Genomic DNA, 7,622 nt, shown 5'->3' on the forward strand with positions numbered 1-7,622 from the left:
TCGTCGATCAGGGCGCCGGTTTCGAAGCGCTCCAGGGCAAAGGGTTTGTTGAGGGTGTGCGGTGTTCCGGTGGCGATCGTGTGCGCGAAGGTCAGACCGGCGGCCGGGGTGCCCTTGAATCCGCCGGTTCCCCAGCCACAGTTGACGAACATGTTCTCCACCGGGGTGGTGCCGACGATGGGGGAGGCGTCGAGGGTGGTGTCCACGATCCCGCCCCAGGTCCGGAGCACGTGGGCCCTGGCGAAGATCGGGAAGAGTTCGACGGCGGCTGCCATCTGGTGCTCGATCACGTGGAAGGATCCGCGCTGGCCGTAGCCGTTGTAGGAGTCCACGCCGGCGCCCATCACCAGTTCGCCCTTGTGCGCCTGGGAGACGTAGACATGGACGTGGTTGGACATGACCACCGTGGGGTGGACGGGCTCGTGGAGTTCCGACACGAGTGCCTGGAGCGGGTGGGACTGGATGGGCAGCCGGAAACCGGCCATTTCCGCGAGCACCGAGCTGTGTCCGGCCGCGCACAGGCCGACCTTTTCAGTGTGGATCGTGCCGCGGTTGGTCTTGACGCCGACGACGCGGTTTCCGTCCTTGAGGAAGCCGGTGACTTCGCAGTTCTGGATAATGTCCACGCCGAGCTCATCGCATTTGCGGGCGAACGCCCAGGCGACATGGTCGTGCTTGGCGATGCCGGCGCGGGGCTGGTACGTCGCGCCCATCACCGGGTAGCGGATGTTGTCGTTGATGTTCAGGATCGGGCAGAGTTCCTTGACCTGCTTCGGGTCCAGCCACTCGGCGTCCACGCCGTTGAGTTTGTTGGCCCCGACACGGCGCATGCTCTCGCGGACGTCGCCCAGCGTGTGGGCCAGGTTCATCACGCCGCGCTGGCTGAACAGGAAGTCGTACTCGAGTTCCTCCGGCAGGATCTCCCACAGCTTCAACGCGTGCTCGTAGATCGCCGCGGACTCGTCCCAGAGGTAGTTGGAACGGATGATCGTGGTGTTCCGGGCCATGTTGCCGCCCGCGAGCCAACCCTTTTCCAGGACCGCGATGTTGGTCATCCCGTGATTCTTGGCCAGGTAGTACGCCGTCGCCAGTCCATGTCCGCCGCCGCCGACAATCACGGCGTCATACGAGGACTTCGGCTCCGGGTTGCGCCAGAGGAATTCCGGATGCTCCGGAAGCTGTTCCGTGCTCATTGTGCTGCTCCAATCAGTTCTGCCTCAAGTGCGGGGGCCGCCGCCTGCTCGCCCAGGTGCGGGTAAAGCGGGAACTTTCCCGCCAGGGCGCTGACGCGCCGGCGGAGGCCGGCGGCGATATCGTCGCTGAGTTCGTTGTCTGTTGCCGGTGAAGTGAGGGCGGAGGCGATGATGTCCGCCACCTCCGCGAATTCGGCGCCGCCGAAGCCGCGCGTGGCCAGGGCCGGGGTACCGATCCGCAGCCCGGAGGAGACCATGGGCGGGCGGGGGTCGAACGGAACGGCGTTACGGTTGACGGTGATGCCGATCTGGTGCAGCCGGTCTTCGGCCTGCTGCCCGTCCAGCTCCGAGTGGCGCAGGTCCACCAGGACCAGGTGCACATCGGTACCGCCATTGACCACCGAGATCCCGGCGGCGGCGACGTCATCCTTCAGCAGCCGGGTGGCGAGAAGGCGGGCGCCTTCGAGGGTGCGTTCCTGGCGTTCCCGGAATCCGGCCGACGCCGCGACCTTGAAGGCAACGGCCTTGGCCGCGATCACATGCTCCAGCGGGCCGCCCTGCTGGCCGGGGAACACCGCGCTGTTGATCTTGCGCGCGTACTCCTCCTTGCTCAGGATGACCCCGCCGCGCGGGCCGCCGAGGGTCTTGTGCGTGGTGGTGGTGACGACGTCGGCGTAGGGGACAGGGTTCGGGTGCAGCCCGGCGGCGACGAGGCCGGCGAAGTGTGCCATGTCCACCATGAGGTAGGCGCCGACCAGGTCGGCGATCCGGCGGAACTCCGCGAAGTCCAGCTGCCGGGAGTATGCCGACCAGCCGGCCACGATCATTTTGGGGCGGTGCTCAAGGGCCAGGGCTTCGACTTCGGCCATGTCGACCAGGTGGCTGTCCTCGCTCACGTGGTACGGGACCACGTTGTAAAGCTTGCCGGAGAAGTTGATCTTCATGCCGTGGGTGAGGTGTCCGCCGTGTGCCAGCGAGAGCCCCATGATGGTGTCGCCCGGTTCCAGCAGGGCGAACATGGCGGCGGCGTTGGCCTGCGCGCCGGAGTGCGGCTGAACGTTCGCCGCTTCCGCCCCGAACAGGGCCTTGACCCGGTCGATGGCCAGCTGTTCGATTACGTCCACATGCTCGCAGCCGCCGTAGTAGCGCTTGCCCGGGTAGCCCTCGGCGTACTTGTTTGTCAGGACCGAGCCCTGCGCCTCCATGACCGATGCAGGGGCGAAATTCTCGGACGCGATCATTTCCAGGGTGGACTGCTGGCGGTCCAGCTCTCTTGCCACGGCCTGTGCGACCTCGGGATCGACGACGGAAAGTCGCTCGTTCAACTGCTCAACCACGGTTACTCCTTTGAAATACCACTATTGCTATGACTGATATATCAGTGTGAGGTCAATGGTATGATTGGGATCACATAAGAGTCAATAGCCGGAAGCAAAGTCGAATCAAGCTTCCGGCTGGAATCCAGGAACGGAGCCGCGCCGTGAATGCACTTCCCGTGATGCCGCCCGGAGACGGTGCTGCCCTCTCCCAGGCGGAGTCCGCATACCGGAAGCTGCGCGACAAGCTGATCATGCTCGACATCAGGCCGGGCGAACCCATCAATGACGGGCAGCTTGCCGCTGAACTCGGTATCGGCCGCACTCCAGTGCGCGAGGCGGTCAAACGGCTCGAAGTTGACCATCTGGTGGTGTCCTACCCTCGCCGGGGAACGTTCGCCACCATCGTTGACATCACGGAACTGGCGGATGTCTCGGATATCCGCGAGCTTTTGGAGCCGCTGGCGGCCCGCCGTGCCGCAACCAATGCCAGCGCAGGCGTGCGCGCGGAACTCCGTGACGTTGCCCGGACGATCTCCGGCATCGACTCCACGCCCCGTGACAAGCGGGAGCTGATGCGCTATGACCTCACCGTGCACCGGCTGATCTACCGTGCCGCGGGCAATCCCCACCTGGAAGACACCCTGATCCGCTACGACAACTTGGCCACCCGGATCTGGTGCCTGGTGCTGGACAAGCTTCCCTCGGTGGAAGGACACATCGCCGAGCACGTCGGGCTGCTTGAGGCGGTCGCGGATGGCGACGCCGACCTTGCCGGGAAACTCGCCCTCGAGCACGTCTCAAGTTTCGAAAAAAGCGTCCGGCGGGTGCTTTAGGAGGCCGCCTCCTGGCGCTCCGGGGCTGAATAGCCCAGTCTGGCCGAGACCGCGGCGGCGGCAGCAACGACGCCGGCTGCCAACTCGCCGATGATGGACTCCGGAATGCGGGACTTGGGCGCGGACGTTGTAATGCAGCCCACCACAGCGCCTTTGTAATCACGCACCAGCGCTGAGACGCCAAATTCTTCCGGGGTGGTGAGGCCGTCGTTGACGGCATAGCCGGCCTCAAGGACCCTTTGCAGCTCGACCGCAAAGTCCCCGGCCAGGCCGCTCCCGGGCGCGGTGGAACTCCTAGCCGAAGGCATCGACGCCGTCAAGATCGATGACCGCATCGCCCCGGCGCCGGGCGAACTCGTCATCACCAAGAAGCGCGCCAGCGCCTTCCCCGGCACCAACCTCCAGCAGTTCCTCACCGCGAACCGGATCGACACCGTGATCATCACCGGCGTCACCGCCGCAGGCTGCGTCCGCCACACCGTCGAAGACGCCATCGCCGAAGGCTTCCGCCCCATCGTGGTCCGCGAGGCCGTCGGAGACCGCGTCGCCGGCACCGGGGCCTGGAACCTCTTCGACATCGACTCCAAATTCGGCGACGTCGAACCCCTCGAAAACGTCATCGCCTACCTGAACAACCTCCCCAAGTTCAGCGAAACCACCACCCCGTAACCCGCCGGTGGCGCCGAAAGGCGGCCATCTCACCCACGTGAGTTGGCCGCCTTTTTCGTCCCCGCTGGGCGTGCTGATCCGGCTTTACGCAGCTGTAACAGAACGGCAATCGGAGTTGCACATTCAGCAACTAATTTGGTTCCAGAGCAACGTTCGCGGTGCCGCAATCGCCTACGTGCCCTCCGCCGAGAATCAACGACCATGCAATCCACCCAGGAGCATCATGAGTACGCTTCAAGTCCCCAGCCCGAGCACCAAGTCCACTTTGCGCAAGGTCACCGGCGCGGCCGCCGCCGGAACCGTCGTCGAATGGTTCGACTTCGCGATTTACGGGTTCCTCGCGCCCATCATCGCCAGGACGTTCTTCCCGGCCGGTGACCACATCACCGGCCTGCTCCAGACATTCGCCGTGTTCGCCGTCGCCTTCGCCCTGCGTCCGCTCGGCGGAGCCTACTTCGGTGCCCTCGGGGACCGGATCGGCCGCAAGAAGGTCCTGGCCCTGACCGTCCTGCTGATGTCCGGCGCAACCGCCACGATCGGCCTCCTGCCGTCCTACTCCAGCATCGGCATCTGGGCCGCCGTGCTGCTGACCCTGGCCCGCAGCGTCCAGGGGTTGTCGGCCGGCGGCGAATACGCCGGCGCGGTCACCTACGTGATTGAGCATGCACCCGCAGATCAGCGTTCGCGCTACAGCAGCTGGATGCCTGCCGCAACCTTCGCCTCGTTCTCCGCCGCGGCCCTCTTGTGCTATCTGCTCACGGCCAACCTTCCGGCCGAAGCCATGGACAGCTGGGGATGGCGCATCCCGTTCCTGGTGGCGGTTCCGCTGGGCCTGGTGGCGTTTTACATCCGGCAGCGGCTGGATGAGAGCCCGATGTTCCAGGAAGTGCTCAACAGCGCCGTCGAGGTGCACGCACCCCTCCGCGACACGCTGCGCCTGCAATGGAAGCCCATGCTGACCCTCGGCGGCTACATCAGCCTGACCGCGCTTTCGTTCTATACCTTCTCCACATACATGACCACGTTCCTGCGGGAGGTTGCGAAACTCCCGGCGGACCAGGTGCTGATGAGCAACGTCATCGCCCTGGCGTTTGCCGCCGCGATGGCGCCTGTCCTGGGCCGGGTCTGCGACAAGATCGGCCGCCGAACCACGATGGTGGCCTCCTCGCTCCTCCTCGGTGGCCTGGCCGTCCCCGCCTACCTGCTGGCCTCCGCCGGCGGATTCGGCAACGCCCTGGCCGGCCAGCTCCTGTTGGCCGTGGGTGCCGTGACGGCGAACGTGGTAACGGCAGTCCTTCTCTCGGAAGTCTTCCCGACGGCTGTGCGGTACACCGCTTCGGCCATCACCTACAACGTCAGCTACGCGATCTTCGGTGGCACCGCACCGTTCGTGGCCACGTTCCTCATTGCCAGCACCGGCAACAAGCTCGCACCCGCCATCTACCTCACGGTGATTGCCGCCGCGGCACTCCTGGCCGCCTTCCTCCTGCCGGAGAGCAGCGGCCGCTCGATGCGGGCATCATCCCTCGAAGAACCGGATTCCAGGGTTCACGCTGCCGTGGCTTCCGGGGGCGAGCCGCCGCACAGGGCCTGAGGTCCGAAAGCGGGGAGATCACGCAGGAGCTCGGCTGGTGCATTCCAGCCGGGCGTTTTGCGTGGGATTAGAATCAGGAGGGAGCCGAGAGGACTCCACGACATGGCGATCGAAATTCGTCCGGCGACACAGTTCGAGGACGTGCAAACGATACTTGGCCCCAAGCGTCCCGATGCCAACGTGTGCTGGTGCCTGAGCTACCGAATACCTTCGAAACAAAACGTGGCATTGCGCGGCCCCGAGCGCGGGAGCCTTGTGAAGGAACTGGTCGGGCAGAATCCGCCGCCCGGGGTGCTGGCGTACGACGACGGCGAGGTGGTGGGCTGGGCGGCTGTCCATCCGCGCGCCGACACTAACTTTGCGCGCAACCGGAAGATCCCGCACGTGGACGACCTCGACGTGTGGTCGGTGTGGTGCATTCGGGTCAGGCCCGGACATCGCGGCAAGGGAATTTCCCACCGCTTGCTGGCCGGCGCTGTAGAGTTCGCCCGCAGCCACGGTGCGACTGTCGTCGAGGGCTACCCCGTCGACAACAAGGGCAAGAAGGTGGACCTCACCATGGCCTATGTCGGCACGAGGAAGCTCTTCGAAGCGGCAGGCTTCGTTAAGGCCGCCGACACTGACTCCGTGCTCAATGGCTTTCCTCGCGTGCTGATGCGCCGCGAACTTCGCTAGCCAGGCCGCGCCGGGGGAGCACTTCTCTGCAACAAAGTCTCACTGAGAGCAACGAATTGACTCCTATCTTTGATCGTCCTGGCGAAAAATTCAGCAATACTGTGCTTCAGGCATTGACTGTGCCGCGGGTCACGCCTATTCTGGTGCAACAGCGTTGCGCTGAATGCAACTCCAAAATACCTTAGTGCGGCTCCGGTCTGGGACCGGGCGGCACCGCCTCATCCAGCAGGGGACCGCTGAACCACGTACCCCCTCCAAAAAGAGCACTTCAGAAAGGCATCACAATGACCATCACGTCATCCGACAACGCTTCGTCCATCGCCGAACTGGAGCGACTCAAGGTCCTGCACAACGGACAAAAGGAAAAGCTGACCTTTTCAGACGCCGAGTTTGAACGCCGGCTGTCCGGCCTGCGCCGCATCATGGAAGAGAAGAACCTGGACGCCGTCGTCCTGACCAGCTACCACTCCATCAAGTACTACTCCGACTTCCTCTTCACCTACTTCGGCCGCTCCTACGCCATGGTGGTCACCAAAGACGACACCGTGACCGTCACGGCCAACATCGACGCCGGCATGCCCTGGCGCCGCAGCTACGGTGACAACGTGGTCTACACCGACTGGCGCCGGGACAACTACATCTTCGCCATCCAGGAGGCCCTGCGCACCCGCGGCATCAACCCCCGCCGGATCGGCGTCGAAGACGACTCGCTCCCGCTGGACAACCGCAACAAGATCCAGGCAGCCTTTGAATCTGCCACCCTGGTCGACGTCGCCCAGGCAGCCATGCGCCAGCGGATGATCAAATCGGCCGAAGAGATCGAGGTCATCAAGCACGGCGCCCGCATCGGCGACCTGGGCGGCGAAGCCATCCGCAACGCCATCACCGCTGGGATCACCGAATACGAGGTCGCCCTGATCGGCACCGAAGCCATGGTCCACGAAATTGCCCGCACCTTCCCGGACTCCGAAATCCGTGACACCTGGGTCTGGTTCCAGTCCGGCATCAACACCGACGGCGCCCACAACTGGGCCACCACCCGCAAGATCCAGGAACACGACATCCTGTCGCTGAACTGCTTCCCGATGACCTCCGGCTACTACACCGCCCTGGAGCGCACCCTGTTCTACGGCGAACCCGACGCCCGTTCCCTGGAGCTGTGGAACATCAACGTGGAGGTCCACAAGCGTGGTCTCGAACTCATCAAGCCCGGAGCCGTCTGCAAGGACATCGCCGCCGAACTAAACGAGATCTACGTGGGCCACGGACTGCTGGCCAACCGGACCTTCGGCTACGGACACTCCTTCGGCGTGCTCAGCCACTACTACGGCCGGGAAGC

8 protein-coding genes are annotated in these 7,622 nt (G+C 64.6%); 5 read left to right on the plus strand and 3 right to left on the minus strand.

Annotated features, from left to right (window positions below):
- Together J2X01_RS21700 and glyA are read right to left on the minus strand one after the other, a co-directional pair.
- Window positions 1-1,193, minus strand: a 1,193-nt coding sequence (locus J2X01_RS21700; protein ID WP_310062551.1) for a sarcosine oxidase subunit beta family protein, incomplete at its 3' end; no start/stop codon positions are given.
- On the minus strand, window positions 1,190-2,530 hold the full coding sequence (gene glyA / locus J2X01_RS21705; protein WP_310062554.1) for a serine hydroxymethyltransferase: 1,341 nt from the start codon (window positions 2,528-2,530) through the stop codon (window positions 1,190-1,192). The genes J2X01_RS21700 and glyA, both read right to left, overlap by 4 nt.
- A 161-nt stretch (window positions 2,531-2,691) precedes the next feature.
- Here glyA and J2X01_RS21710 point away from each other — a divergent pair, with 161 nt between their 5' ends.
- The gene (locus J2X01_RS21710; RefSeq protein ID WP_310062570.1) at window positions 2,692-3,345 is read left to right on the plus strand and encodes a GntR family transcriptional regulator; all 654 of its coding nucleotides are present in this window, start codon (window positions 2,692-2,694) and stop codon (window positions 3,343-3,345) included.
- On the opposite strand, the gene J2X01_RS21715 is transcribed toward J2X01_RS21710, so the two are convergent.
- The gene (locus tag J2X01_RS21715; RefSeq protein WP_310062557.1) at window positions 3,342-3,653 is read right to left on the minus strand and encodes an IclR family transcriptional regulator domain-containing protein; all 312 of its coding nucleotides are present in this window, start codon (window positions 3,651-3,653) and stop codon (window positions 3,342-3,344) included. The genes J2X01_RS21710 and J2X01_RS21715 overlap by 4 nt on opposite strands.
- Between J2X01_RS21715 and J2X01_RS21720 the strand changes: the two genes are divergently transcribed.
- From J2X01_RS21720 to J2X01_RS21735, 4 genes are all read left to right on the plus strand, one after another.
- On the plus strand, window positions 3,631-4,014 hold the full coding sequence (locus J2X01_RS21720; RefSeq protein ID WP_310062560.1) for an isochorismatase family protein: 384 nt from the start codon (window positions 3,631-3,633) through the stop codon (window positions 4,012-4,014). The two genes, J2X01_RS21715 and J2X01_RS21720, sit on opposite strands and share 23 nt — an antisense overlap.
- Window positions 4,015-4,237: 223 nt before the next feature.
- Window positions 4,238-5,608: an MFS transporter gene (locus J2X01_RS21725; protein ID WP_310062563.1), complete on the plus strand. Its 1,371-nt coding sequence runs from the start codon at window positions 4,238-4,240 to the stop codon at window positions 5,606-5,608.
- Window positions 5,609-5,710: 102 nt separating this feature from the next.
- On the plus strand, window positions 5,711-6,283 hold the full coding sequence (locus tag J2X01_RS21730; RefSeq protein WP_310062566.1) for a GNAT family N-acetyltransferase: 573 nt from the start codon (window positions 5,711-5,713) through the stop codon (window positions 6,281-6,283).
- Window positions 6,284-6,567: 284 nt separating this feature from the next.
- Window positions 6,568-7,622, plus strand: a 1,055-nt coding sequence (locus J2X01_RS21735) for an aminopeptidase P family protein (protein WP_310062568.1), incomplete at its 3' end; no start/stop codon positions are given.

It is taken from the genome of Arthrobacter ginsengisoli (assembly GCF_031456935.1).
GTDB classification, from domain to species: Bacteria; Actinomycetota; Actinomycetes; order Actinomycetales; family Micrococcaceae; genus Arthrobacter; species Arthrobacter ginsengisoli.

Bases quoted from the DNA above. Each gene is read 5' to 3' on its own strand.
- J2X01_RS21730 (WP_310062566.1), top strand. From the start codon at position 5,711: ATGGCGATCGAAATTCGTCCGGCGACACAGTTCGAGGACGTGCAAACG.
- J2X01_RS21715 (WP_310062557.1), bottom strand. From the start codon at position 3,653: ATGCCTTCGGCTAGGAGTTCCACCGCGCCCGGGAGCGGCCTGGCCGGG.
- J2X01_RS21710 (WP_310062570.1), top strand. From the start codon at position 2,692: ATGCCGCCCGGAGACGGTGCTGCCCTCTCCCAGGCGGAGTCCGCATAC.
- J2X01_RS21725 (WP_310062563.1), top strand. From the start codon at position 4,238: ATGAGTACGCTTCAAGTCCCCAGCCCGAGCACCAAGTCCACTTTGCGC.